Raw genomic sequence first — 22,124 nt, forward strand, 5'->3', positions numbered from 1 at the left:
GCACTGCCATTTGTGACACGGTCCGCCCTTTTTTGAAACCGGATGCGGCGCACAGGCGGCTATTTCTCCGGAACGAGAACCGGTGCGCCCTTATCCTTCAGCAGTAGCACGAGGAACCTGGCCGGCTTCGTCTGGCTGGCGTTGCGTCCGACCGTGTGAACATCGCCTGGACCTTCATAGAAGGTCTGCCCGGGCGTCAGCGTGACTTCCTTGCCGCCCTTGACCTGCATCACGATCGATCCTTCCAGCACATAGATAAAACCGTGCGCATGATGCCGATGGACTGGGTCCGCCGCACCCGGCGGATACTCCACCGTGATCATCAAGGCTTCCTTGCCCGGATAATCGTCAAGAGGCTGCGTCATCAACGGCGTGACGACTGCGGCGGGCGCCTCGGCGCGCGCCACGCTCCACAACGCGCTCACGACGACGAGCGCGGCCAGTGCCGTATTTCTCAAACGAAGCATGATAAGTGTGTCCATGAATAACGCGGCCCGCCCGCGCGGACCTGAACTGGACAAAAGCGAAACCCGTCTGCTCAGACGAGGTTCGCCTTGTCCAGACCGAATGCCTTGTCGGACGAACCCGGCACCGTCTTGAACGCGACGTTCGCGCGGTTCCATCCGTTGATCGCCATCACTTCGAACGTCAGGTCCGACAGTTCCTTTTCGGAAAATTGGCCACGCACGCGTTCGTAGAGCTCGTCGGGCACGCCGTGCTCGGGAAGCCGGGTCAACACTTCCGTCCACGCCAGCGCGGCGCGTTCGCGCGGCGCGAAAAGCGTCGACTCGCGCCACGTCGCGAGGTGATGGACGCGCAACTCGCGCTCGCCGTGCATGCGCGCTTCCTTCACGTGCATGTCCAGACAGAATCCACAGCCATTGAGTTGCGACGCCCGGATCGACACCAGGTCACGGATCGATTCTTCGATCGTGCTGTCTTTCAGCAGATTGCTGAGTTCGAAAAACTTCTTGAACAGTTCCGGCGATTGCTGCACATAGTTGATACGCTGCGTCATGATTGCTCCTGGCGACGATGAGTGGCCACCCTGCCTTGCGGGTGGCGTTAGCGGCAATGAGCCGCACAAAGTCATCGTAGGTGGACGCGGCGTGTCACGGTAGGCCTGGAGACGCGCTCACCATGTTGTCCGCGCGGCACCAATCGAGTCGTCGACGCGCGCCCGCGCCGCGGAGAAACCGGCGTTCAGCCGTTGGCGTGTGCTGCCGCGATGCGCGCGAGCTTGTCAGGGTTGCGCTGCACATGAATACGAACGATGCGTTCGCCGTCGGTTTCGAACGACTGTGCCGATTCGAGTTTGCCTTCGATAAACCGCAGCATCGCCCATTGGCCGTTGAGCACCACGAGCTTGACGCTGAGTCCGTCGCCATAACGCCGGGACGACGCGTAGAACAGCTGCGCAATGCGCTGGCCGCCCACCATCGGCTTCGGGAAGCTCTGGACTTTGCCGCCGCCGTCGCCGATCAGCTTTGCGTCTTCGGCCAGCAATGCGTTGATCGCGTGAAAGTCGCCGCGCTGCAGCGCCTGCACGAATGTTCGCAGCAAGCGCAGATGCGTTTCGCGCGGTACTTCGTAGCGCGGACGTTCGTCGCGCAGTTGCGCTTTCGCCCGGCTTACCAGCTGACGGCACGCCGCCTCTGTCTTGCCTATGGCTTGGGCGACCTCGTCATAGTCGGCGTCGAATATCTCGCGCAGCAGGAACGCCGCGCGGGCTTCAGGCGTCAGCCGCTCTAGCAGCACCAGAAAAGCCACGGAGATGTCGTCGGCGCGCTCCGTGGCCTCCTCCGGCGTCGCCGGCAAATCGCTCATCAGCGGTTCGGGCAACCAGATGCCCGTGTAGTGTTCGCGTTGAATCTTCGCCGCGCGCAGCCGGTCGATGGACATTCGTGTCGTGACCGCGACCAGCCATGCCTCCGCGTTGTCGATGGCTTCACGGGCTGTTGCATGCCAACGCAGCCAGACGTCCTGCACGATATCTTCGGCCTCGGCAACCGACCCCAGCATTCGATACGCAATCTTCTGCAAGCGCGGGCGCAGCCCGTTAAAGGCACGTGCGTTGTCGTCCATGCACCGGTTTCCTATTTTTCCCGCAGCGATGCGACATATTGTTTGGCGGCTTCGTTGCCATGCGCGAGCGCCCGTGACGCCAGAGAGAATCCCACCTGAGTTTCATGGGCGACTGCGCTGCGGTCTTCATCAAAGACTTTTGCCGCGCGCCGAAGATGTTGAGCCGCCTGCCCATGAAGTTCCGACGCCGCTGCATGATGTTGCGCGGCAGTCAGGCCGCTATCGACGGACCCTGCCGGCAATGGAGCGCCTGAATGCCTGGCGGCGAGATTGGATTCCTCTATGGCATACAGTGCATGGCCTTGCGCCAGTACGGCCTGATGAGCGGCGTGATCGTAATTCTTGGCCGCCTCGTAGTACTGCGATGCCTCGCGATGAAAGCGCGCCGCCTGCTCGTGATGCGATGCGGCAGCATCGAGATGCACTTTTTTACCCTGCTTCGTATTCATGGCAGATCCTCCTGGAGCGGCCTCGCTCTGCAGCAATGCGAGAGACACTCAAAGCCGGCTGGCACAACTCTGATTGGCAAGAGCGTTTCGCGCCGAATGCATGACTTGTTCTAATCGACGTTGCAGTTCACCGCGAACAAATACTACCTGAAAATATGCAGGCAACTCGGCCCCATTCCGGCGCACATCACAGGCGTGACGTGTCGCTTTGCTCGTGCGCGTACTGAGTCGGCGGCAGTCCGACATGGCGAGTGAACGCGACGCTGAACGCACTCGCCGAACTGTAGCCGACGCGCTCAGCGACTTTCGCGACGCCGCTACCATTCCGCCGCAACAGGTTCTTCGCCAAGGCCATGCGCCAGGACAACAGGTATTCCATCGGCGCGACGCCGACTGCGCGGCTGAAGCGTTCGAAAAATGCCGAGCGGGACAGCGCGGCGGCGTCCGCCAGTTGCGCAACCGTCCAGGACTTGCCGGGACTTTCGTGCATCTGACGTATGGCCAGCGCAAGACGTCCGTCGGCGAGTCCGCGCACAAGGCCGGGCGACGCTGCCGTTCCCGTCGACCGGAGCGCTTCGATGAAAAGAACCTCGAGCAGCCGCGCGAGCACGACCTCCCGCGCGGGACGCTGCTCGCGAGATTCGTCTCTCACGAGTTTCACCAGGGTGGCCAGCCTGGGCTCGCCGCGAACATGCACGAGGTCAGGAAGAAGTGACACCAGCAAGGCCGCGTCCGGCGAACCGAACACGCAGTGGCCGACAAGCAGCTGCACGTCAGCCGGGTCGCTCTCGACGCCGAGCCTGAATCCGCCGTCGAGCAGCGCGACGGGCGAAGTGTCGGCGTCCTCCTGTTCGGGTGGCTCGAGACTCGACATCGTAAAGCCGCATACCTCGGGGATCAGAACGAAATCATCTGCCTGAAGAATGATCGGCTCGTGCCCATTCGCCGCGAGGCGGCACGAACCGGCGAGGATCACGCAGTAGAACGGCTGCCCCGCTTCTGAGCGGCGAACGCGCCAGCGACCCGCGCCGCTGACCACCTTCGAGAACGTGGCGAGCGGCTGCAGCAGCGTGACGATCTCGGCAAGAGGGTCCACCATAACCGGACTCCTTCGAATGAAAACCGGACGCTCGATTGTAGCAAGTCCGGCGGTGGCGACTTATTGTGTGGATCCCGCCACCGTCTATTGGACTCGCCATGAAAACCGTCCTGATCACCGGATGCTCGTCCGGATTCGGCCTCGACACCGCCCGCTATTTCCTCGATCGTGACTGGCGCGTCATCGCCACCATGCGCACGCCGCGCGAGGATGTTCTGCCGCGCTCCGAACGTCTGCACGTACTTGCCCTCGATGCGACGGATCCGGTGAGCATCAGTGATGCAGTGGAGGCTGCCGGGCCGCTCGACGTGCTCGTCAACAACGCGGGGATTGGCGTGCTGAACGCCCTCGAAGGCACCTCGATGGACATCGCTCGTGAAGTCTTCGAAACAAACACGCTCGGCACGATAGCGATGACCCAGGCGGTTCTGCCTCAGTTTCGGGAACGCAGAGGAGGCGTCGTCGTCAACGTCACTTCGAGTGTGACCTTGAGGCCGCTCCATCTGCTGTCCGTGTACACCGCCAGCAAGGCGGCGATCAACGCGTTCAGCGAATCCGTGGCGCTGGAACTGGAGCCGTTCAATGTACGCGTGCGCCTCGTCCTGCCGGGACGCGCGCCGGAAACCCGCTTCGGCGAGAACGCGCAGTCCCGCATGCAGGCCGGCGTTCCGGAAGCGTATTCGGATCTGGCGCAGCGCGTCTTCGCCCAATGGCAGCAGGAGTCGGCGATCACACGCTCGCTCGACGTAGCGCAGGCCGTGTGGCGCGCGGCGAACGACCCATCGGCCCCGCTGCGCATCGCCGCCGGTGAGGACGCTATTGCGTGGGCCAATTCACAGTGAGCGGGACGGCTGTCACGACTTCTTCGTACGCGGTAGCGCCGCATTCAGAAACGGATTGAAGGTGCTCGACCCGGCCGGCGTATCGGCTTTGTTCGAGCGACGCCGCTTGGCCGAGGGTGCACTGCCGGACAGTTGCGCCAGCAGTTCATCCGCAGCGGATTCTTCGTTCGCGTCGGCTGGTTTTCTGCTTTTGGCGCGCCGCGGTTTGGCTTCCCTGGCAGTTTCACTCGCAGCGCCAGCTGAAAGCGCGGTTTCCGCGATGTGTTCGACCACCGTCATAAACGACGTCGACGCCGGCTGCTGGTCATCGCCCGGAAGCATCGTCTGTACGACGATTTCATGCAGCGAGCGGCCATCGACGGAACGGACTCGTGGGGTGCCATGCCAGTCGGCATCCGCTTGCGCGAACGCGCCAATGACGCGCTCCAGCACCGCCGGCGACAGAACGCCGCCGTCGTAGAGGCTAACGACCACGCGCTCGAAAATTCCAAACGCGGTTGATGCAGAAGCTTTCGGCACGACTTCTTACTCCTTGATAGTCCGTTGTTGAGCGCCCTGCAGTCCCGCGGTCCGTACTCCATGAACTGAACTCCGGACGCTGCAACACTGCGGGAACACCGGTTGCTCGCGTCGTCTGCATTCGGTTCACACATGCAATCGCGCGATAGACCCATGAAACAGATCGGCGACGTACGTATCGGCATTTCCGGTTGGCGCTACAAGGGATGGAGAGATGCCTTCTACCCCCATGGGCTGAAACAGGCCGCCGAACTGCAGTTTGCGTCGTCGCTTTTCCAGAGCATTGAAATCAATGGTACGCATTACAGCCTTCAGTCGCTCGACAGTTGGCGGCGTTGGTATGCGGAGACGCCCGCCGATTTCGTCTTCAGTGTGAAAGGCGCGCGGTATCTGACGCATCTACTGCGTTTCCGCGACGACAGCGCGCAAGTGGCCAGCGCCAATTTTTTCGCGCAGGGCCTGCTCGCCCTGAATGAAAAGCTGGGCCCCATTCTGTGGCAGTTCCCGCCTTCGTTCCGCTTCGAGCCGGCGGCCATGGAACGCTTTTTACGTTTCCTGCCTCGCGACACCGCGGCCGCGCTCTCTTTGGCGGAGCAACACGATGCGCGGGTCAAGACGCCCTATGTCGCGATAGACCGCAAGCGCAAACTGCGCCACGCCGTCGAGGTGCGTCACGCCAGTTTTATGGACGCCGCTTTCATCGACCTGCTCAGGCAATACGACACCGCGCTGGTCGTCTCGGATTCGACCGAACCGTGGCCACTGGCGGAAGACGTCACCGCTGACTTCGTTTACATCCGACTGCATGGCACCGAGTCGCGGTATTCCGGCGCCTACGCGGACGAAGCGCTAGACGACTGGGCCGCCCGAATCGACGCATGGCGCCGCGGTTCGCAGCCCGCCGACGCGCGGCTGATCGCGCCGCATCTTCATCCACCGCGTCGGGCGCACCGCGACGTGTACTGCTATTTCGACAATGATGCCAAAACACATGCGCCCTTCGACGCGCAGCGGTTGATCGAATGGCTCGGCTTAGAAGCCGTGCATTCGGTGGCGTAAGCGGAAGGCAGGCTTTCGGCGCCGACCACTAGCATTACCTCGATTGCTTGCGCTTGCCGCTCAGCTTGTCCGCGTGTTGAAGGGCAGCGACAATCGCGGTTATAGACGCGTTGCCGCGCCGGTTTGACTCGGAGCAAGGCACAGGCCCGGCGTGAGAATGAGGGTCCGTCATGACGACTGCCAGACACGCGCGCTGCTTCTATTCACAGCGGCATGCATCTTGCGCGAGGACTCAACAGGCGGACTCCGGCCGACCGCTTCTTGCAAGGGAGACGGCATGATCACACTAAAAATCGAACGCCTGCGTCCCACTCAACTGACACACGGCGCGCGGGAGGTCCGCAATAAAATCAGCCAATATAAAGCGCTGAGCGGGCACGATCTGGAAATGGCGATCGCTGAGAAACCGATACCCGTCGTCTACGGTCCGGGCGACACGCCGTTTGCGACCGATCATCATCACGTGGCTGCCGCGCTCTGGCACGTGGGCGTCAAGTCCGTGCCGGTCGTTCTGGTCAGGGATCTTTCCTCTTATTCGCAGGCGTCCTTCTGGCTGAGCATGGAAAACGAACGGTGGGCGTATCCGTTCGACGCTGAAGGCAAACGTCGGCCGTTTTCCGATTTGCCGGAACACATCTGGGCGCTGCCCGATGACGAGTACCGCAGCCTCGCAGCGGCAGTGCGCGATGCGGGTGGTTATGAGAAAACCAATGTCCCGCTGGAAGAGTTCCGCTGGGCCGACTTCTTTCGCTCGAATCTGCCACGACCGGACAGTGACGAGAAATTCGCCGCGCTGGTGGACGAAGCGATCAGCTTGGCAAAGACCAAGGCGGCGCTGGGACTGCCCGGCTACCTCGGTCCGGACACAGTCGGCTAGCTCTGCACCGGACAACCGGGCGGCGCAAGCCGAATGGAGGTTAAACCACCATGAAACTGGTCGATTGGAATGTTCAATGGGGACGCGGCGTGGACGGCCGGGTCGACCTCGCGCGAATCGTGCGCGAAGCGCGCGCGCTGTGCGATTTCGACATTCTCTGCGTGCAGGAAGTCACGCGCGGTTTCCATGAAGGCCCGGCGTCGGGCGGTCTGGCAGGCCGCCCATCCGCCGATCAATTCGTCGAGCTGGCCGCACTGCTTCCGCAGTTCACGGTGCTCGACGCAGTGGGCTCCGATCTTCCGGCGCTCGGCGCGAGCCGGAACCGGCGTCAGTTTGGCAACGCGATCGTCACGCGCCTGCCGGTCAGGCAAGTACTGCGTCATTCGCTGCCCTGGCCCGCGGACCCGGCCAAACCGTCGATGATGAGAGTCGCGCTCGAAGCCGTGATCGAAACCGATATCGGCGCGATTCGGGTGGTCTCCACGCACCTTGAGTTCTATTCGGAGACGCAGCGGCTCGCGCAGGTCGCCAGTTTGCGGGAACTGCACAGGGAAGCGTGCGCTCACGCGCGAGCGCCCGCCAAGGCGGAGAAAATCGACAGCCCGTTTTACGACACCGCGCGACCCATGGACGCGATTGTCTGTGGTGACTTTAACAGTGCGTTCGAAAGCAGCGCGTATTGTCGGATGCTCGAACCGATTGCCGATGCTCCCCGTTTTGTCGATGCGTGGGCCAGTTCGCACCCTCGCGCGCCGCGTGCCCCGACAGTGGGTTTATATGATCACGACCAGTGGCCGGAGGGGCCATTCGCCTGCGATTTCATTTTCGTAACGGAGGATCTGACATCGCGCATCGCAGCTTGCGAGGTCGATCAGGATAGCGAGGCCTCGGACCATCAGCCGATGTGGCTCGAACTGCGCTAGGCGCCGATAAAGAACAATCGCTGACGTTGCGGCGGCTCGGAAATTGCTCTGATCGAGAACACGGAAGACAACCAGCCGGCCGGAGAACAGCATGGAATATCAGCGACGCGATGCAGGCTCCCGATCCAGCCGGGCAGGCGGCGCAGTGGCCGTCATGACGGACGCCGTCGAGCGATTTTCGTCGGACCGTTGCGCGATGATGGGCGCGAGCATCGGCTTCTACTCCGCGTTTTCGCTGGCTCCGACTTTAGTGATCGTCCTCGCGATTACAGGCTGGTTCGTCGGCCGCGACATCGCGCAGGGGCAATTCTTCGGTCAGATCAGGCAGTTGCTTGGCAATGACGCCGCCAGTGCGATGCAGGCTGTCGTCGAGCACGCGCATCGTTCCAATGGTAGCGGCGTGGCGGCGGCGTTCTCTGTCGTGCTACTTCTCGTCGGGGCTTCAGCGACGTTTTCCTGCCTGAATACAGCACTTGATGTCGTGTTCGCGGCGAAATCGCCTAAAGGCCTTGCGGGCCTCGCGTGGGTCATACGGGCGCGACTCGTCTCGCTCGGCCTGCTCATGGGACTCAGCTTTCTGCTGGTGGTCTCGCTGGTACTCGACGCCGCGATACAGACGGCCGGCAGCGCCGTTTTCGGTAGCTCGACGCTTAGCGTCGTTGCCGACGTCGCGCAGTCCATTTTCGGCCTCGTGGTACTGACGTTCGGACTCGGCGCGCTGATCAAGTGGCTCCCCGACAAGCGGGTCAATTTCCGTTCCGCGTTGATCGGCGGGGCCGTCTCAGCGCTGTTGTTTACCGTGGGCCGGCACCTGTTCGGTTTATATCTCGCGCATGCTGGAACCGCGGGCGCGTTCGGTGCAGCAGGCTCGCTCGCTGTGTTGATGATGTGGTTATATTTTTGCGGCATCGTTTTTCTTTTCGGCGCGGAGGTCACTGCTTCGTTGTCTCAAACGCCGAAAGACGATTACGCCGCGGACGTCAAGGCTCGTTTGAACGCGGCGCATTGAAGCGCCCTAGAAAAGCGGGCGTTTTGAAAACTGGACATGCGAGGCGGCGAGTATGCGGCCTCAATCCACGCATGCGAGGCGCGGCAGTGTGAGGCGATCCTGCCGACGCCCGCAACGCAGTTCGGATAGTCCGATCAGTCGCGACCAGCATCTGCGAGCCGTGCGCTCCGAACGCCACGGCAGCGCCGATGCTACCGGTTTTCTCCAGTCCCCGCATCCACACCGTCGCCAGACACGTCCTGCAATTGCTCTTCCGGCGCGATGCGGCCGCCCCGCTCCCGTTCGGCTGACTGATCGGCGCTGGGTTCAGGACTGTCCTGCGCATCGTCACCCTCGGCTTCGATCTGCCGGCGCGCTTCCTCCCAGTGCTTTTCCGCGTTGTTGTCCGGTGACGGATCGTTTTCCCAGAGATGATATGCCCGCGTACGAATGCGGGCTTCGAGATCGTTGTCCATGCTGCGTTTCTCCAAAAAAGTGAATGCGGCGATGCGAGCCGGTGTCGCGGCGAGTCCGGCGCCCTACTGTCGTTCGCTGATCGGCACGCGCACGGACGAACCATAAAGATGCAGAGCGCGCCGGATAACAGAAGCCGGACAGTGTCGTCCCCAAGTGCGGATCTCACGTTACACAGGAAGTGAGAATGGCCGTATGAGCTTGAGCAAAGGCTATACCCGCACGGTTCTGGAAACTGGGCGGTTCCCACACGGCTTACGTTGCTTTGCTCGACTTGCAATGCAGTGAAAAAAATTCGCGCCTATGCGTGCTTCTTCTATAAACCGCTAATGGATCGCAATTCGCCGCTCTTCGTGACCGACCAGTCGCCCCATCGCAACGACACGCCACACCATAGTATCGACGAGTGATTCAGCGGGTTTCCGCACGCAAACGTCGCCGATTACGGTGCACAGTCCTCACGTTCGGTGAACGGGCGGACTATAACGGTACTCATACAGTGAACGTCCTGCGAGCGGCCGATCGGCTCCCGCTCCTGCCCCGCGTGACTGGCCATTCGGAGTTCAGAATGCAATCGACTGACGAGCAAGTCGCAGTGCCACCGGATGATCCCGCCGCGAAAGAGATGGCGGCTGAAAACAGCACAGCGGATCAGCACGATCGTTATCGGCTCACCGTGCGCGCAAAGGCGGGGCATCTGAGGGTCGTTGCCGCGTGGCAGGTTCTCGGTTGCGAGGCACCGCAGGCGGACCACGTCCGCATCCGTGTGGATCGGCGTCACTGCTACGAAGAAATGACCGTTACATTCACGGCGGTGTCGCCCGACACGCTCGCGGCGATGGTCGGCCGGCTGGTCGCGCTCCCGTGGGCGCTAGACGCGTATTTTTGTCCCTGCGCATTGTCATCGGGGTAACAGCTTCCCTCCCGCGTCCGCTGGCCGACGAATGCCTCACGCGCCCGCATCGACTTACCACCCGTCCATGTCGCCCCAGCCCTGGGCACCGATCAACGGCACAAAACGCACGAGATCGAGTATTTCTTCGCGGTAGGTTGTGCTGCTTTCGCGAGTGAGGCGGATTAGCCGCTGATGGTCCGGATCCGGGCCCACAGGCATCACAATCCGGCCGCCGATCTCGAGTTGCGCGCTCCACGCCGGTGGCACGCCCGGACCGGACGCGGTGGCGACGATGGCATCGAACGGGGCACGCGCCGGCAACCCGAGCGTGCCGTCCGCGGTGTAGACGTTCACGTTGCCATAGCCGAGCGCGCGGAGCCGATCCATGGCGCTCTCAGCCAGCTGCCTGTGACGCTCGATCGTGTCGACGCGAGCGACCATTTCCGCGAGCACGGCCGCCGCGTAGCCGGAACCCGTGCCGATCTCGAGCACACGGTCTTCCGGCTCGAGGCGCGCCGCCTGCAGCATCCGCGCGACCATGAACGGTTGTGTGATGGTCTGGCCGGCATCGATCGGCAGGGCTGCGTCGGCATAAGCCCACGCGCGCAAATCAGGGCTTAGAAACACCTCGCGCGGCACGCGCCGCATTGCGTTCAGAATGCGCGAATCTGCGATGCCGCGCGCGATCAGTTGCCGCTCGACCATCCTTTCGCGCGACGTTGCAAGATCTTCATGCACCGTGCTTCTCCCCTTATTGTGCAGCGGCACACTGTCCCGGGGCTGCCTGAACATACTTCACCATAGCGCGAAAAATGCCGGATGACATGGCCCGAGAACGAAGGCCGTTATGTACGCGGAGCCGCCTATCTTTTTTCAGCAACTGACGTGCCTCGGGATCGGGTCTGCAGGCAGCTCATCACGCCCGGCTAGCCGATGAAAGCGCCCGTCGGCATTAGGCAAAGAGTGCGAAAAAACGCTTGATATAAAGGCGTGATGTCACGCGCCGTGCGCCGCGCAACATTCGTGGCCCGCTTAACGCGTCACGAAAATGGTGATCGCGCTGATCACGAAGAATGGCGGGACGTCGAGCGCGGCAACACGTCCTCTTACCATCGATAATTCACCGCGCCCTAGAGCGCGGTAACCGGCTCAATGCCGTGCGCTGCGCCAATGCGGCCAGTAGTGATGGTGCCCCATCTGCCTAAGCCGCTTTCGACGCATCTGCTCCTGGTGGTAGTGAGCGGCGACGAGCACGGCTGCGGTCGCCATCACGAACGAACCTACGACGATTGCCACTGCTTCATTCATCGGAACCTCCGTTGCTGACTATCCGCTTCATTGCAGGTGTTGCCCGCCATTGATCGCAATGTTGGCTCCGGTCACGAAACCGGCTTCGCGCGAACACAGGTACAGCACCAATGCGGCGACTTCGTCGGGCTGTCCAAGGCGGCCGACCGGAATCTGCGGAATGATCTTCGTCTCGCGGATTTCCTCGGGCACCGCCATCACCATCTTCGTTGCGATATAACCTGGCGAAATCGTGTTGACGGTCACGCCTCTCTTCGCCACCTCGAGCGCCAGCGATTTCGTGAAACCATGCATGCCCGCCTTGGCCGCTGCATAGTTGGTCTGACCGAAGCCGCCCTTCGAGCCGATGATCGACGACACGTTGATGATGCGGCCCCAGCCTCGCTCGACCATGCTGTCGCAGACCGGCTTCGTCATGTTGAATACCGAATCGAGGTTGGTTCGGATTACCGCGTCCCAATTGATCTTGTCCAGCTTCTTGAAGCTCGCGTCGCGCGTGATGCCGGCGTTATTGATCAGGATATCGACCGGGCCGACTTCGGCTCCGATCCGCGCCGCGCATCGGCTGCACGAGTCGTAGTCGGCGACATCGACCGCGTATGCGCGGAACTGTCGTCCCTGTGCTTCCATCCGTGCGAGCCACTCGTTCGCGCCGGTGTTGGCCGGCGAACAGGTAACCACGACCGCATACCCGGCGTCATGCAGCTTGATGCTGATTGCTTCACCAAGTCCGCCCATTCCACCCGTCACCACCGCGATCTGCTTTGCCATCGAATCGTCCTCGCAAAAAATCGGCCTCGTAAATACCTGGAGCCACGCTGCATTCGGTCAAGAACTTGATGTACTGGAAATCGGCTTGCGTCGCTCCTTCAGTATTCCTTCAGATAAAACAGGAACGGCAACGCGGGCATCGCTGCCCGCGTTGGTCTTATCCCTTCGCGCCGACGGCTACGGGAACCTGTTCGGCGCGTCGCGCGGCCTTCGAGGCTGTGGCTGTGACAGCGTCGAAATTACTCCCGGCGGCCTGCACGGCCTGTTGCCCGGCTTTCTGCAGGGTTTCGTACAGTGTGGTCGTGGCGCTGATCGCGGACTTCCACGCGGCGATCGCCGCTTCGGAACCTGCCGGCGCATTCTTCGCCGTTTCCTCGACGAATGCCTGCACGCGCGCGTTGTGCCGCTCGTACTGCGCCTGTGCGAACTGCGTGAGTTCAGCCTGCGTGGCCGATGCGATGTCGAACACTTGCCGGCCGTATGACAGCGATTTCTCCGCGAGAGGCCCGGTGAGGCCTGATTGCAGCGCGAACCATTGGAGCGGGTCTGTCGTGCCGGGCGACTTCGTTATATTCTCCTGCGCCTCAGCAAGCGTGGACCTGACGGCCTGCAGATTCAGCGCAACCAGTTTCTCCGCGCCTTCAAAGACCTTCCCTGTCAACCCGAAAAATGCGTCGAGGCTGGCCTTCACGGCAACGGCCTGGTCGGGACTCGATAGAGCCATGGTTGAATTCCTCAAAATTCGATCCGGTGCACGAAACCCCCGATCGGACGGGAGTGTTGCGACGGATCGTGATGGTGGATAAATAGAAGCGCAAGGACGCCTGTCAGGCAGAATGCGTCGCCAGAACTTCGACGGTCGTTACATCAACAGGCACTACAAACCAACCCGCAGCCAGAACACTGCGTTCATGACTGTGTCTTCGCCGTGCTCGCCGGGAGGCGAGCGCCGCGAATATTTAGCGCATCCGGGCGACCGCCCTGAGAATAGAATCGCCGTCGCTCGTAAGATGAGCACGCGGGCTTCCTGACGCAAAATTTTCCAGCGAGATGAGCTGCCGCTCCAGCAGCGTGTCGAGTTCGGCGCGGCCCAGTTCGATCTGGTCCGGTGCGCTCTTGATGAGCATCAAGGTAGCGAACTCATGGGGACTCAACATAGCGTCTCCTCGATTTAGTCTCTCTACGCCAAGCGTATGGATTACGTCTCCTGCATAACTGCCGGCAAATTTCCTGCCACCCCCTCCGTGAAGCAATCGTGCGAGAAATCGAATCACGGAGACGCCATCATAACCGCTCAATTTTTGAACGCAATATGTGAAATGCTTTTTTTGCGTCAATCCGTTTTCTTTTTATGTAGAACGCAACTCGAAGGTTTTTCAATTCGTCTGAGAAATCTCTGAAACGCATTACCAGCGTGGCTTTCATCTATCCGTATTACATATTGCCGTTTTAATAGCTCACTTACTTACCACAACCGATCGGCCGCGAATCTAATAGCCCGTTTATATTTGAATCGCATATTTATACGTTAAGTCCCGCCCGCTCGACTATCGCAAAATTGCGAAATATTTATTACGGTGGTCGTATTTGTCGCGCGGCGCCGGGTGAAAAAGCCGGCGGACCATATCGGTCATGTCTGATTCGGCGAAAGCTCGCCAGATACTGGCCTCCGACGGTATGTTCTGCCTCTTCGACAGAGGTATGATGGATGTTGCAAGTCACGTCCGCGTAGGAGGAAATCATGCCTTCAACACCGCCCACACGCCGCATTCACCGGCCAGGAATTCCGGACCATCCAGTCCGCGGCGTTACGCCGGGCACCCGGTCGGCGACCGCCAAATCTGCACCACGCACCAAGCCCGATGTTCCCGACGCCGCGGAAGCAGAACCGGTGCCGCACGAGCATCTGCCGAGCAGATCGGACGACAATTGAGCCGCCTGCGTGTTTGCTGACACTGCGTGCCCCCGCTCCGCACAACCGTTCAACCACGAATGATCTATAACAATAAGGCGCTGCGGAGTGGACGGGCTGCGTGCTGTCCGGCCGCCCCCAAGTCCGCCATTCAACGGTGGAGGCTCAGCGAAGGCAGCCTGATGGATCCATGCTTTGTCTGTTCGAATTTCGATTAGCAGGTATCGGAGGCAACATGAAGTACGAGTACGGCGGCTGGGTTATCGACGCAACCGCGGATTTTTCGCTGGGTCAGTTCTTCGCGCATGCGCGGATCATCCGAACTTCCCCTGACGACGATGTGGATACTGAAATGCACATCGAGCGCAATCTTGCCTGGTTCGAAACCGAAGACGAGGCTATCGAGCTCGCGCGGCAATGGGCAATTGAGTGGATCGATGCGCGTGACGATCATCCCACGATGACGAACCCTGGTTCGTTGGCCCGGCAGAATGAACGACCGGCGAAGGTCCCGGCCAGATAACCGGATATTGGCGCTAGCGCCCCATGCGTCGCGGCTGTGTTCGGGCCGCGGCGATCGCTACGGTTTTTTTCGTCCGGAGAATAGGGTCAACGCGCGAACGTGTCGTCCACTACCCGCTGCCCTGCGCTATACCCCGCCATGAGCGCCTCGGCTTGCGTCGGGAACGGTTGCTGGATGGCCGCCCCGAGGCGGATCGGCGCAATCACGGGGCGCGTGGCGCCCACCGCGCCCATCGTTCTGACGTGCACGACGGCCACAAAGCCTCGCGGCGGCAGCAGCGTTACGCTGCCCGCGGTCTCCCAAACGGGTTCTAGCTCCACGGTGACCTCAAAGCCTTTGTACCCGTAGATTCTTTTCATCGCCGATCCTGCATGTTCTGCCCGGTCCTTGAACCGTGGAATGTCCCTGCAAGAAAGTGTACATCGCAGTTGTAACCAGGCGGCGATAGGATTTGCGAATAATTCCGCTCGCAATATCAGGCTCGAAGAATGGCGTCATTCACCTCATCGCCGGCGTAGCGCCCGAGCGCGCGACGTCGCCGGCCTGGGCACCGTTACCGCGCCGACAGCAGGCCCTGACCAGAGACGGGGGCGGTCGCCTGAAATCACGGCCATATCCCTCGTCTAACGACGCATGCGCCGTCAGCGTAGGTCGGCTCGAAGATCGCGGACTCCCCGTGCGAGGCGCTGCGCAAAAGCGTTCGTAACGTCGCTCCGTGGACGTAATCGACCTCGGCCGCGATGACGTCGAGGCCAAGACCGCTGCCGTGCAGGAGCAACTGCGCCCGCTTCTGATTCAAGGCCGGTAAGAATCGATCAGGATGCCGATCTATCCCGGCGTCCTGATCTTGTTGACCATTCCAGCCAGTTCGATCTGACGATGGATCGCCTTCTTCGATGGAGCCGATCCGGACGATTGTCAAGCTGGCGGAATATCTCCGTACTCTCGCGCGCAAGCACGCCGACAGTTACGACTGTCTCGCCGCGCAAGCTGTAACACCGGCAGCCGTTTGTCTGCGCCGATAGCTGGAGTCGCGCGAGGCGAGCCAGTAATACAGCGGCGACGTCAGGAGCAGTCCGATAACCCATGAGAGATCCGCGCCGTCGAGATACTTCGGCACCGGACCCGCATACATCGGCGTGTTCATGAACGGAATCTGCACGACGATGCCGATCCCATAAGCAATCAGCGCCTGTGGGTTGAAACGGCCGTAGATGCCGCCGTCCACCTGGAAAATCGACTGGATGTCGTATTTGCCCTTGTGGATCACATAGAAGTCGATCAGATTGATCGCGGTCCACGGCACCAGCACGACCAGCAGCGCGAGCACGAGATCGACCAGATTGCCGACGAAATTCGTCGACGCGCCGATCGCGCCATAGCAGCATGCCAGGAGTATCGCAATCGACAGCACGGCCCGCGTTTTCGCCGTGGGAATCCAGCGATAGGCGAAGGTCTGCAGCGACGTGATGGCTGCGAGCACCGCGCCGTACAGGTTCAGCGCGTTATGGCTGATCACGCTCAGCAGGAAGAGGACGAGCATCGGCAGCCCGAGCGGTCCGGTGGCCTGCTTGACGGCATCCATCGCGTCCGCGCCGGGCGCCACCGCGAGCACGGCTACCGCGCCGAAGACGAACGCGAGCGTCGAGCCGATCGTGCAGCCGAGGTAGGTCGCCCAGAACGTCGACGCAACACGCACATTCGCCGGCAGATAGCGCGAATAGTCGGACACGTACGGAGCGAAAGCGATTTGCCAGAGCGCCGACAGCGAAACCGTCGCGAGCCAGCCGGCGATGTTGAATCCGCCGCGCGTCAGAAAGTCGTCCGTGGCGATATGCGTGAGGATATAGCCGAATCCGATCACGATGCCGATCCCAAGCACCCAGGTTCCGATGCGTTCAGGATATGGATGATCCGGTAACCGATGATGCCGATAAGCCCGGAACCCAGCGCGCCGATCACGATGCCGACAGGAACCGGAATACCTTTCTCGATGCCGTGAAGAGACTTCCCGGCGAGCACGATATTGGACGCGAAGAAACCCACGTACATCACGCCTGCGATCACGGTGACCAGCAGCGCGCCCCATGAACCGAACTGCGCGCGGCTTTGGATCATCTGCGGGATGCCCATTTGCGGACCCTGCGCCGAATGCAGCGCCATCAGCACGCCGCCGACCGCCTGACCGACGACGATCGCCACGATGCCCCACAGCAAGTTCAAGTGGAAAATCTGCACGCCGAGCGCACCGGTGACGATGGGCAATGGCGCGATGTTGCCGCCGAACCATAGCGTGAACAGATCGCGTACCTTGCCATGGCGATCCTCGGGCGGCACATAGCCGATCGTGTGTTTTTCGATCAATGCCGGGGCATTGTGTTCGGAAGCATTCAAGTTCGTCTCCTTCTGTTGTGTCGTCTCAGGACGCGGCCGAAACGTATTCCGCCAGGCGAGCCAGCATCGCGTCGCATTCACGCAATTGCTCGACGGTGACGAATTCGTCCGGCTTATGCCCTTGGTCCATACTGCCGGGTCCGCACACCACGGCCGGAATGCCCGCCTGATTGAATAGCCCGCCCTCGGTGCCGAATGCGACGGTGCCGAACTCAACGGAACCGCTGAGCAGCGCCACAAGACGCGCCGCTTCGCTGTCGGGAGAGGTGGCCAATCCCGGATAGGCAGACAGCGGTTCAAAGCGGATCTCGGTGTCCGACTTCACCGCGCGCATCTTCGGTAGCAACTCGGCCTCGGCGTAGGTCTGCAACTCGTCGGCCACCCGGTTGGCGTCGAAGCCGGGCAGCGCGCGCACTTCGAAGTCGAACTCGCATTCGGCCGGCACGATGTTGAGCGCACGGCCGCCCTTGATCACCCCGGTTTGCACAGTCGAGAACGGCGGATCGAAGCGCTCGTCGTGATGTTCGGGCTGCGCCAGCTGCTCGCCGATTTCTTCCAGGCGGCCGATCATGCGCGCCGCGTATTGAATGGCGTTGACGCCATACGGCGCATAAGCCGAATGGCAAGGCGCGCCTTTCACCTGACAGCGCATCGCCAGCTTGCCCTTGTGGCCCAGCACCGGTTTGAGTTCGGTCGGTTCGCCGATCAGGCACAGCGCCGGCTTGTGCGCGCGCCGCGCCAATTCCGCCAGCATCGGCCGCACGCCGAGGCATCCGACTTCTTCGTCGTACGAAAAAGCGAGGTGCACGGGCAGCTTCAACTCGCGTTTGAGCAAGCCGGGCACCGCTGCCAGCACCGAAGCGATATATCCCTTCATGTCGGCCGTGCCGCGGCCATATAACCGTCCGTCGCGCTCGGTGAGACGGAATGGATCGACGGTCCACGCCTGGCCATCGACGGGCACCACGTCGGTATGGCCGGACAGCACGATGCCGCCGCGCTCACGCGGACCGATGGTCGCGAACAGATTCGCCTTGGTGCGTTCGGCGTTGTAAAACAGTTCGATCTCCACACCGAGTTCATCGAGGTAACTTCGGATGAATTCGATCATGTCGAGATTGGAGTCGCGGCTGACCGTGGCGAAGCTGATCAGCCGTTCGAGCAGCGCGCGGCTGGAGCGTTCATTCATTGCCGGGCACTCCGTAGCTCGGCGCGGCGGTCGGATTCAACGCCCGGGTCAGGTAGTCCTGCATCTGCGGCCGGTACGCTTGCCACAGACCGGCGAGCTGGCCGATGGGGTCGTCATCCGCCCAATCGACCCGCAAATCGACGATCGGCCAGCTCACGTCGCCCACGATCTTGAGCGCCGCCGAATGCACGGGTCCTGCTTCGCCGCCGGCGGCTATCGCGGCATGCATGCCCGCGAGCAGCCGATCGGCGAGCGTGCCAGTTGCCTGCTCGAACGCCGGAAGCATCGCCTCGATCACTTCGACGCCAGCAAGCATGTTGCCTGCCGCCACACACTGCTTGCCCGCGACGGCGTGATACGTGCCCAGCGCTTCCTTGCCGCTAAAGAACGCCGTGCGGCCCTGCGCATCGATCACGGTCACCTGGCGGTACTCGCTCCACTCGCTCGCGCCGAGTACTCGGTCCAATGCCGCGGTGGGGTCGAGTTGTTCGTGCTCCAGAAGGTCGAGAATCTGCGGCCCAAGCGCGGGCAGCGTGACGTTCTGCGTCGCCACCGCGCCCACGCCTGCGCGGACCCATGGGCAGCGCGCGCCCACCGCGATGCTGGACGAACTGATTGCGATTCCAAGCTGCCCGGACTGCGGGCAGCGTCCGACGATTGAGAATGTCATGTCCCGCTCCTTAGGCTTGCGGCGGCGTCCATCCGTCCGGAATCACCGCGACAACGTCGATCTCCATCAACCACTGCGGCTGACCCAACGCGACCACCACCAGGCCTGTCGAAATCGGAAACACGCCCTTCAACCACTTTCCGACTTCCTGGTAGACCGGCTCGCGATAGCGGACGTCGGTCAGAAACGTCGTTGTCTTGACGATGTGAGACAGGTCGCTGCCCGCTTCTTCCAGCAGCTGTTTGACGTTCTTCATGGCCTGCTCGGCCTGGGCGCGCGGATCGCCGACGCCGACGAGGCGGCCGTCGAAATCCGTACCCACCTGACCTCGCACATAGACCGTGTTGCCGGCGCGCACGGCCTGGCAAAGATCGTTGTCGAGCGTCTGGTTCGGATACGTGTCCTTCGTGTTGAACATGCGGATACGGGTATGCGTAGGCTGGTTCATCAATGCACCTCAATGTTAGGAAGAAATAGATCGCGGTTTAGAGAGGCGTACGCATCAATTCACGCCCATCTCGCTGACTTTGTGAACGCGTGAACCGGCGGATAGGTTTTCAACGCTTTCTTCGCCGTGGCTCTGTGCCTGCTGTTGCGCGTCGCCGTAATAGGCTGCGTATTTGCGCTGCGTGACGATGTGATCGGCGATGTGCTTCGCGTCGTGCCACACGCCCCAGATGAATGCGGATCCGCGACGCGATAGCCACGGCAGACCGAGGAAATAGATGCCTGGCTCCTTCGATACGCCGCGCTGATGCTTCGGCTTACCCTTTTCATCGAACGCGTCGACGTTCAGCCAGCCGAAATCGACCGCATAACCGGTCGCCCAGATAATCGACGTCACGCCGGCTTTCGCCAGATCGAGATCGTGCAGCGGGTGCGTCACGCATTCCGGATCCGCGGGAATGACGCGCGCTTCGGGTTCTTCGGGAAGATCGAGGCCGTTGCGCTCGGCATACGCATCGGCCGCGTCGAGCAGCGACAGATAGTTTTCGTCGCCGCGCGCAATATTCTCCGCGAGATCCGCTTCGAAGGTCACCACGCCGTCATCGAATGATTTCGTCAGACCCACGAGCGTGATGCCCTGACTCGCGAGACGCCGGAAGTCCACCGTATGGCCGCCACGCGCACCGCTCACCGCAATCGTGACGTGCTCCCTGCCCGGCTTCATGACCTCGGCATCCCATTCGCCGAGCACGCCGAGCCACCAGCAGAAGTCGCGGCCGCGATAGGCGCGCGGCGGACGATCGTGCGCGCCGACCGACAGATAGACGCGCTTGCCCGCACGTTGCAACTCGTCCGCGATCTGCACGCCCGACGAACCCGCGCCGACCACCAGCACGCCGCCTTCGGGCAATTGAGCGGGATTGCGATAGTCGGCGGAATGAATCTGCGTAAGACCCGAATCTTGCGGCGCGATTGGCGGAATGACAGGGCGCTGAAAGGGCCCGGTTGCGACCACTACACGATTGGCCTCGATCGTGCCTTCCGAGGTTTCGACGGTGAAGCCCTGGCGCCCCGCATTGCGCACGACCTTCTTCACTTCCACACCCGTGCGGATCGGTGCGTCGAATTTCTTCGCATAGGCGACGAAATAATCCGCGACCTGCTCCTTTGAAGCGAATGCGTTGGGATCGAAGTCCGCGAACTCGAGATTGGGAAAACGATCGTGCCACGCGGGGCCATTGGCAACCAGCGAATCCCAGCGTCCCGTGCGCCAGCGCTCGGCGATGCGGGCGCGTTCCAGCACGAGATGCGGCACGCCAAGCTTGCCCAGATGTTCGCTGATGGCGACGCCGGCCTGACCGGCGCCGACTACGAGCGTGTCGATTGACGTTGTTTCCACTGTCATGGCTGAGTCCTTCTAAAAAAGCGGAATATTTCGATTCGATCGTGACGTCACGGCCTTAAAGCGCTCGCGATCGTTGCGGACCCGGCGGCGTTTTCCGTCTATGCGTCGCCACCCGATCCGTTTGTCTCTCGTCAAAATCTACGCGTCCCTTCAGAATTTGAAAAATATATTTAAAAAATGCATCGCATCGGATTTGCCTATGCAAGGTTTTTTGACCGCCTCACAATGCCGCGCATGACAGGTCTAAAACACGGAGCGTCGTCGATGGAGAGTCAACCGTTGCGTTACTCGTTGCGCCAGTTGCGCTATTTCGTGGTCACCGCGGAAGTACTGTCTTTCACCGCCGCCGCGAAACGCCTGCACATCTCCCAGCCGTCGATCTCGACAGCGCTCGCGGATCTCGAAGTGTCGTTCGGCGTGCAACTGTTCATCCGGCATCACGCGAGCGGTCTCTCGCTCACGCAAGCCGGACGCGATCTGCTCGGGCAAGCGCGCAATCTCCTGAAGTTTGCGGAGGAGTTGCAGACCACCGCGAAGGAAATGGACGGCGGCATGACCGGCGCCATCACGCTCGGCTGCATGGTCTCGCTCGCGCCGCCGCTAATGCCGCGACTGATCAGCCGATTCATCGACGAGCACGCGGGCATCTCGTTTCGCACGGTGGAGGCGCATCAGGACGGTCTCTTGCGCGGCCTGCACGACGGCTCGCTCGACATTGCCCTTACTTACAGTCTCGACCTGGCTGAAGACATTGCCTTCACGCCGCTGCTCTCGCTGCCGCCCTATGCGATTCTGCCGCGGACGCATCGTCTGGCACGCGCGCGCAAGGTATCGCTCGCCGACCTCCTTCCCGAGCCTTATGTGATGCTTGATCTGCCGCACAGCCGCGAGTATTTCGCCGCACTCTTCGATGCGGTGGGCAGCCGTCCCGTACCCGCGTTCCGTTCGTCGCAGCCGGAGGTCGTGCGCGGCATGGTGGCCAACGGTCTCGGCTATAGCCTCCTGAACTTTCCGCTCAAATCGAACCGCACCGTGGACGGCGAAGAGTTCGTCATTAAGCGCTTCAAAGACAATGTCAATGCAACGATGCTCGGCATCGCGCAATCGCGCACCATGAAGCCGCGTCAGGTGGTGCATCGCTTCGCTTCGTTCTGCGAGACCTATATCCAGAGGCTGCATTTCGACGCATGATGAGAAATGCGCGATTCTCTGCTTCAAAGCCACGCGTGCTGCATAGACAAAAGCTTTGCTTTGTATCTGAAAACAATATTTTGGCTTGCAATTTGGCTTGTTAG

General features: G+C 61.4%; 25 protein-coding genes and 2 pseudogenes. 8 read left to right on the top strand and 19 right to left on the bottom strand.

The genetic code is table 11. From position 1 onward, the window contains the following. Positions 1 to 59: 59 nt before the first annotated feature. The 5 genes from B0G81_RS36430 to B0G81_RS36450 form a co-directional block, all read right to left on the bottom strand. Positions 60 to 467 (bottom strand): cupin domain-containing protein, encoded by a 408-nt coding sequence (locus tag B0G81_RS36430; protein ID WP_134142417.1) that lies wholly within the window; start codon positions 465 to 467, stop codon positions 60 to 62. A gap of 71 nt (positions 468 to 538) precedes the next feature. Beyond that, complete coding sequence (locus tag B0G81_RS36435; RefSeq protein WP_106285560.1) at positions 539 to 1,018, bottom strand: carboxymuconolactone decarboxylase family protein; 480 nt, start codon at positions 1,016 to 1,018, stop codon at positions 539 to 541. A gap of 185 nt (positions 1,019 to 1,203) precedes the next feature. Further along, complete coding sequence (locus B0G81_RS36440) at positions 1,204 to 2,085, bottom strand: RNA polymerase sigma-70 factor (protein ID WP_134142419.1); 882 nt, start codon at positions 2,083 to 2,085, stop codon at positions 1,204 to 1,206. A gap of 11 nt (positions 2,086 to 2,096) precedes the next feature. After that, positions 2,097 to 2,534, bottom strand: coding sequence for a hypothetical protein (locus tag B0G81_RS36445; protein WP_116141889.1), 438 nt, complete (start codon positions 2,532 to 2,534; stop codon positions 2,097 to 2,099). A gap of 187 nt (positions 2,535 to 2,721) precedes the next feature. Next, the gene (locus tag B0G81_RS36450) at positions 2,722 to 3,633 is read right to left on the bottom strand and encodes an AraC family transcriptional regulator (RefSeq protein WP_134142421.1); all 912 of its coding nucleotides are present in this window, start codon (positions 3,631 to 3,633) and stop codon (positions 2,722 to 2,724) included. 98 nt (positions 3,634 to 3,731) lie between these two features. Here B0G81_RS36450 and B0G81_RS36455 point away from each other — a divergent pair, with 98 nt between their 5' ends. Beyond that, positions 3,732 to 4,475 (top strand): SDR family oxidoreductase, encoded by a 744-nt coding sequence (locus B0G81_RS36455; protein ID WP_134142423.1) that lies wholly within the window; start codon positions 3,732 to 3,734, stop codon positions 4,473 to 4,475. A 12-nt stretch (positions 4,476 to 4,487) separates the two neighbouring features. On the opposite strand, the gene B0G81_RS36460 is transcribed toward B0G81_RS36455, so the two are convergent. Beyond that, positions 4,488 to 4,994 (bottom strand): hypothetical protein, encoded by a 507-nt coding sequence (locus B0G81_RS36460; protein ID WP_134142425.1) that lies wholly within the window; start codon positions 4,992 to 4,994, stop codon positions 4,488 to 4,490. 153 nt (positions 4,995 to 5,147) lie between these two features. Between B0G81_RS36460 and B0G81_RS36465 the strand changes: the two genes are divergently transcribed. From B0G81_RS36465 to B0G81_RS36480, 4 genes are all read left to right on the top strand, one after another. Next, the gene (locus B0G81_RS36465; RefSeq protein ID WP_134142427.1) at positions 5,148 to 6,053 is read left to right on the top strand and encodes a DUF72 domain-containing protein; all 906 of its coding nucleotides are present in this window, start codon (positions 5,148 to 5,150) and stop codon (positions 6,051 to 6,053) included. A 277-nt stretch (positions 6,054 to 6,330) separates the two neighbouring features. Next, entirely contained in the window at positions 6,331 to 6,930 is a 600-nt protein-coding gene (locus tag B0G81_RS36470) for a ParB/Srx family N-terminal domain-containing protein (protein WP_134143315.1), read from the top strand. Positions 6,931 to 6,980: 50 nt separating this feature from the next. Beyond that, entirely contained in the window at positions 6,981 to 7,853 is an 873-nt protein-coding gene (locus B0G81_RS36475; protein WP_134142429.1) for an endonuclease/exonuclease/phosphatase family protein, read from the top strand. A gap of 91 nt (positions 7,854 to 7,944) precedes the next feature. Beyond that, positions 7,945 to 8,862: a YihY/virulence factor BrkB family protein gene (locus B0G81_RS36480; protein WP_134142431.1), complete on the top strand. Its 918-nt coding sequence runs from the start codon at positions 7,945 to 7,947 to the stop codon at positions 8,860 to 8,862. A gap of 191 nt (positions 8,863 to 9,053) precedes the next feature. Here B0G81_RS36480 and B0G81_RS36485 read toward each other — a convergent pair whose 3' ends face one another. Continuing rightward, a complete protein-coding gene (locus B0G81_RS36485) occupies positions 9,054 to 9,317 on the bottom strand; it encodes a DUF2934 domain-containing protein (protein WP_134142433.1) in 264 nt (87 codons plus the stop codon). 566 nt (positions 9,318 to 9,883) lie between these two features. Here B0G81_RS36485 and B0G81_RS36490 point away from each other — a divergent pair. Beyond that, positions 9,884 to 10,228: a hypothetical protein gene (locus B0G81_RS36490; RefSeq protein WP_134142437.1), complete on the top strand. Its 345-nt coding sequence runs from the start codon at positions 9,884 to 9,886 to the stop codon at positions 10,226 to 10,228. 54 nt (positions 10,229 to 10,282) lie between these two features. Here the strand turns inward: B0G81_RS36490 and B0G81_RS36495 are convergent, their stop codons facing one another. The 5 genes from B0G81_RS36495 to B0G81_RS36510 form a co-directional block, all read right to left on the bottom strand. Then, positions 10,283 to 10,948, bottom strand: coding sequence for a protein-L-isoaspartate(D-aspartate) O-methyltransferase (locus tag B0G81_RS36495; protein WP_134142442.1), 666 nt, complete (start codon positions 10,946 to 10,948; stop codon positions 10,283 to 10,285). A gap of 411 nt (positions 10,949 to 11,359) precedes the next feature. Next, complete coding sequence (locus tag B0G81_RS43960; RefSeq protein WP_166679113.1) at positions 11,360 to 11,518, bottom strand: hypothetical protein; 159 nt, start codon at positions 11,516 to 11,518, stop codon at positions 11,360 to 11,362. 27 nt (positions 11,519 to 11,545) lie between these two features. After that, positions 11,546 to 12,289 carry an acetoacetyl-CoA reductase gene (phbB, locus tag B0G81_RS36500; protein WP_134142444.1) on the bottom strand — a complete coding sequence of 248 codons (744 nt, stop codon included), beginning with the start codon at positions 12,287 to 12,289 and terminating at the stop codon, positions 11,546 to 11,548. Between the two features lie 157 nt (positions 12,290 to 12,446). Beyond that, the gene (gene phaP / locus B0G81_RS36505; protein WP_134142448.1) at positions 12,447 to 13,013 is read right to left on the bottom strand and encodes a TIGR01841 family phasin; all 567 of its coding nucleotides are present in this window, start codon (positions 13,011 to 13,013) and stop codon (positions 12,447 to 12,449) included. A gap of 235 nt (positions 13,014 to 13,248) precedes the next feature. Then, complete coding sequence (locus tag B0G81_RS36510; protein ID WP_106285546.1) at positions 13,249 to 13,446, bottom strand: hypothetical protein; 198 nt, start codon at positions 13,444 to 13,446, stop codon at positions 13,249 to 13,251. Positions 13,447 to 14,322: 876 nt separating this feature from the next. Here B0G81_RS36510 and B0G81_RS36520 point away from each other — a divergent pair. Beyond that, the gene (locus B0G81_RS36520; RefSeq protein WP_243856711.1) at positions 14,323 to 14,724 is read left to right on the top strand and encodes a hypothetical protein; all 402 of its coding nucleotides are present in this window, start codon (positions 14,323 to 14,325) and stop codon (positions 14,722 to 14,724) included. 86 nt (positions 14,725 to 14,810) lie between these two features. On the opposite strand, the gene B0G81_RS36525 is transcribed toward B0G81_RS36520, so the two are convergent. The 7 genes and pseudogenes from B0G81_RS36525 to B0G81_RS36555 all read right to left on the bottom strand — a co-directional run bounded on the left by B0G81_RS36525 (position 14,811) and on the right by B0G81_RS36555 (position 20,829). Further along, positions 14,811 to 15,083, bottom strand: coding sequence for a hypothetical protein (locus B0G81_RS36525; protein ID WP_106285543.1), 273 nt, complete (start codon positions 15,081 to 15,083; stop codon positions 14,811 to 14,813). A 282-nt stretch (positions 15,084 to 15,365) separates the two neighbouring features. Next, positions 15,366 to 15,514 (bottom strand): annotated as a pseudogene (locus tag B0G81_RS45635) (AraC family transcriptional regulator); the annotation flags it as partial. Positions 15,515 to 15,691: 177 nt separating this feature from the next. After that, positions 15,692 to 17,118 (bottom strand): annotated as a pseudogene (locus B0G81_RS36535) (cytosine permease). A 25-nt stretch (positions 17,119 to 17,143) separates the two neighbouring features. Further along, entirely contained in the window at positions 17,144 to 18,307 is a 1,164-nt protein-coding gene (gene argE / locus B0G81_RS36540; protein WP_134142451.1) for an acetylornithine deacetylase, read from the bottom strand. Then, a complete protein-coding gene (locus tag B0G81_RS36545) occupies positions 18,300 to 18,977 on the bottom strand; it encodes a DUF1028 domain-containing protein (RefSeq protein ID WP_134142456.1) in 678 nt (225 codons plus the stop codon). The genes argE and B0G81_RS36545 overlap by 8 nt, the downstream gene beginning before the upstream one ends. A gap of 10 nt (positions 18,978 to 18,987) precedes the next feature. After that, positions 18,988 to 19,425 (bottom strand): RidA family protein, encoded by a 438-nt coding sequence (locus B0G81_RS36550; protein ID WP_121307763.1) that lies wholly within the window; start codon positions 19,423 to 19,425, stop codon positions 18,988 to 18,990. A 54-nt stretch (positions 19,426 to 19,479) separates the two neighbouring features. Continuing rightward, on the bottom strand, positions 19,480 to 20,829 hold the full coding sequence (locus tag B0G81_RS36555; protein ID WP_134142459.1) for an NAD(P)/FAD-dependent oxidoreductase: 1,350 nt from the start codon (positions 20,827 to 20,829) through the stop codon (positions 19,480 to 19,482). A gap of 264 nt (positions 20,830 to 21,093) precedes the next feature. Here B0G81_RS36555 and B0G81_RS36560 point away from each other — a divergent pair, with 264 nt between their 5' ends. Then, a complete protein-coding gene (locus tag B0G81_RS36560; protein WP_106285537.1) occupies positions 21,094 to 22,020 on the top strand; it encodes a LysR family transcriptional regulator in 927 nt (308 codons plus the stop codon). Positions 22,021 to 22,124 lie beyond the last annotated feature (104 nt).

The sequence above is a fragment of the Paraburkholderia sp. BL6665CI2N2 genome, assembly GCF_004366535.1.
GTDB lineage: Bacteria > Pseudomonadota > Gammaproteobacteria > Burkholderiales > Burkholderiaceae > Paraburkholderia.

Excerpts from the sequence above, each read along its gene's own strand:
- B0G81_RS36435 (WP_106285560.1), bottom strand. The coding sequence starts at position 1,018 with ATGACGCAGCGTATCAACTATGTGCAGCAATCGCCGGAACTGTTCAAG.
- B0G81_RS36430 (WP_134142417.1), bottom strand. The coding sequence starts at position 467 with ATGCTTCGTTTGAGAAATACGGCACTGGCCGCGCTCGTCGTCGTGAGC.
- B0G81_RS36510 (WP_106285546.1), bottom strand. The coding sequence starts at position 13,446 with ATGTTGAGTCCCCATGAGTTCGCTACCTTGATGCTCATCAAGAGCGCA.
- B0G81_RS36485 (WP_134142433.1), bottom strand. The coding sequence starts at position 9,317 with ATGGACAACGATCTCGAAGCCCGCATTCGTACGCGGGCATATCATCTC.
- B0G81_RS36525 (WP_106285543.1), bottom strand. The coding sequence starts at position 15,083 with ATGAAAAGAATCTACGGGTACAAAGGCTTTGAGGTCACCGTGGAGCTA.
- B0G81_RS36470 (WP_134143315.1), top strand. The coding sequence starts at position 6,331 with ATGATCACACTAAAAATCGAACGCCTGCGTCCCACTCAACTGACACAC.
- B0G81_RS36560 (WP_106285537.1), top strand. The coding sequence starts at position 21,094 with ATGGAGAGTCAACCGTTGCGTTACTCGTTGCGCCAGTTGCGCTATTTC.
- B0G81_RS36465 (WP_134142427.1), top strand. The coding sequence starts at position 5,148 with ATGAAACAGATCGGCGACGTACGTATCGGCATTTCCGGTTGGCGCTAC.
- B0G81_RS36545 (WP_134142456.1), bottom strand. The coding sequence starts at position 18,977 with ATGACATTCTCAATCGTCGGACGCTGCCCGCAGTCCGGGCAGCTTGGA.
- argE (WP_134142451.1), bottom strand. The coding sequence starts at position 18,307 with ATGAATGAACGCTCCAGCCGCGCGCTGCTCGAACGGCTGATCAGCTTC.
- B0G81_RS36440 (WP_134142419.1), bottom strand. The coding sequence starts at position 2,085 with ATGGACGACAACGCACGTGCCTTTAACGGGCTGCGCCCGCGCTTGCAG.
- B0G81_RS36445 (WP_116141889.1), bottom strand. The coding sequence starts at position 2,534 with ATGAATACGAAGCAGGGTAAAAAAGTGCATCTCGATGCTGCCGCATCG.
- B0G81_RS36450 (WP_134142421.1), bottom strand. The coding sequence starts at position 3,633 with ATGGTGGACCCTCTTGCCGAGATCGTCACGCTGCTGCAGCCGCTCGCC.
- phbB (WP_134142444.1), bottom strand. The coding sequence starts at position 12,289 with ATGGCAAAGCAGATCGCGGTGGTGACGGGTGGAATGGGCGGACTTGGT.
- B0G81_RS36480 (WP_134142431.1), top strand. The coding sequence starts at position 7,945 with ATGGAATATCAGCGACGCGATGCAGGCTCCCGATCCAGCCGGGCAGGC.
- B0G81_RS36555 (WP_134142459.1), bottom strand. The coding sequence starts at position 20,829 with ATGACAGTGGAAACAACGTCAATCGACACGCTCGTAGTCGGCGCCGGT.
- B0G81_RS36475 (WP_134142429.1), top strand. The coding sequence starts at position 6,981 with ATGAAACTGGTCGATTGGAATGTTCAATGGGGACGCGGCGTGGACGGC.
- B0G81_RS43960 (WP_166679113.1), bottom strand. The coding sequence starts at position 11,518 with ATGAATGAAGCAGTGGCAATCGTCGTAGGTTCGTTCGTGATGGCGACC.
- B0G81_RS36455 (WP_134142423.1), top strand. The coding sequence starts at position 3,732 with ATGAAAACCGTCCTGATCACCGGATGCTCGTCCGGATTCGGCCTCGAC.
- B0G81_RS36490 (WP_134142437.1), top strand. The coding sequence starts at position 9,884 with ATGCAATCGACTGACGAGCAAGTCGCAGTGCCACCGGATGATCCCGCC.
- B0G81_RS36550 (WP_121307763.1), bottom strand. The coding sequence starts at position 19,425 with ATGAACCAGCCTACGCATACCCGTATCCGCATGTTCAACACGAAGGAC.
- phaP (WP_134142448.1), bottom strand. The coding sequence starts at position 13,013 with ATGGCTCTATCGAGTCCCGACCAGGCCGTTGCCGTGAAGGCCAGCCTC.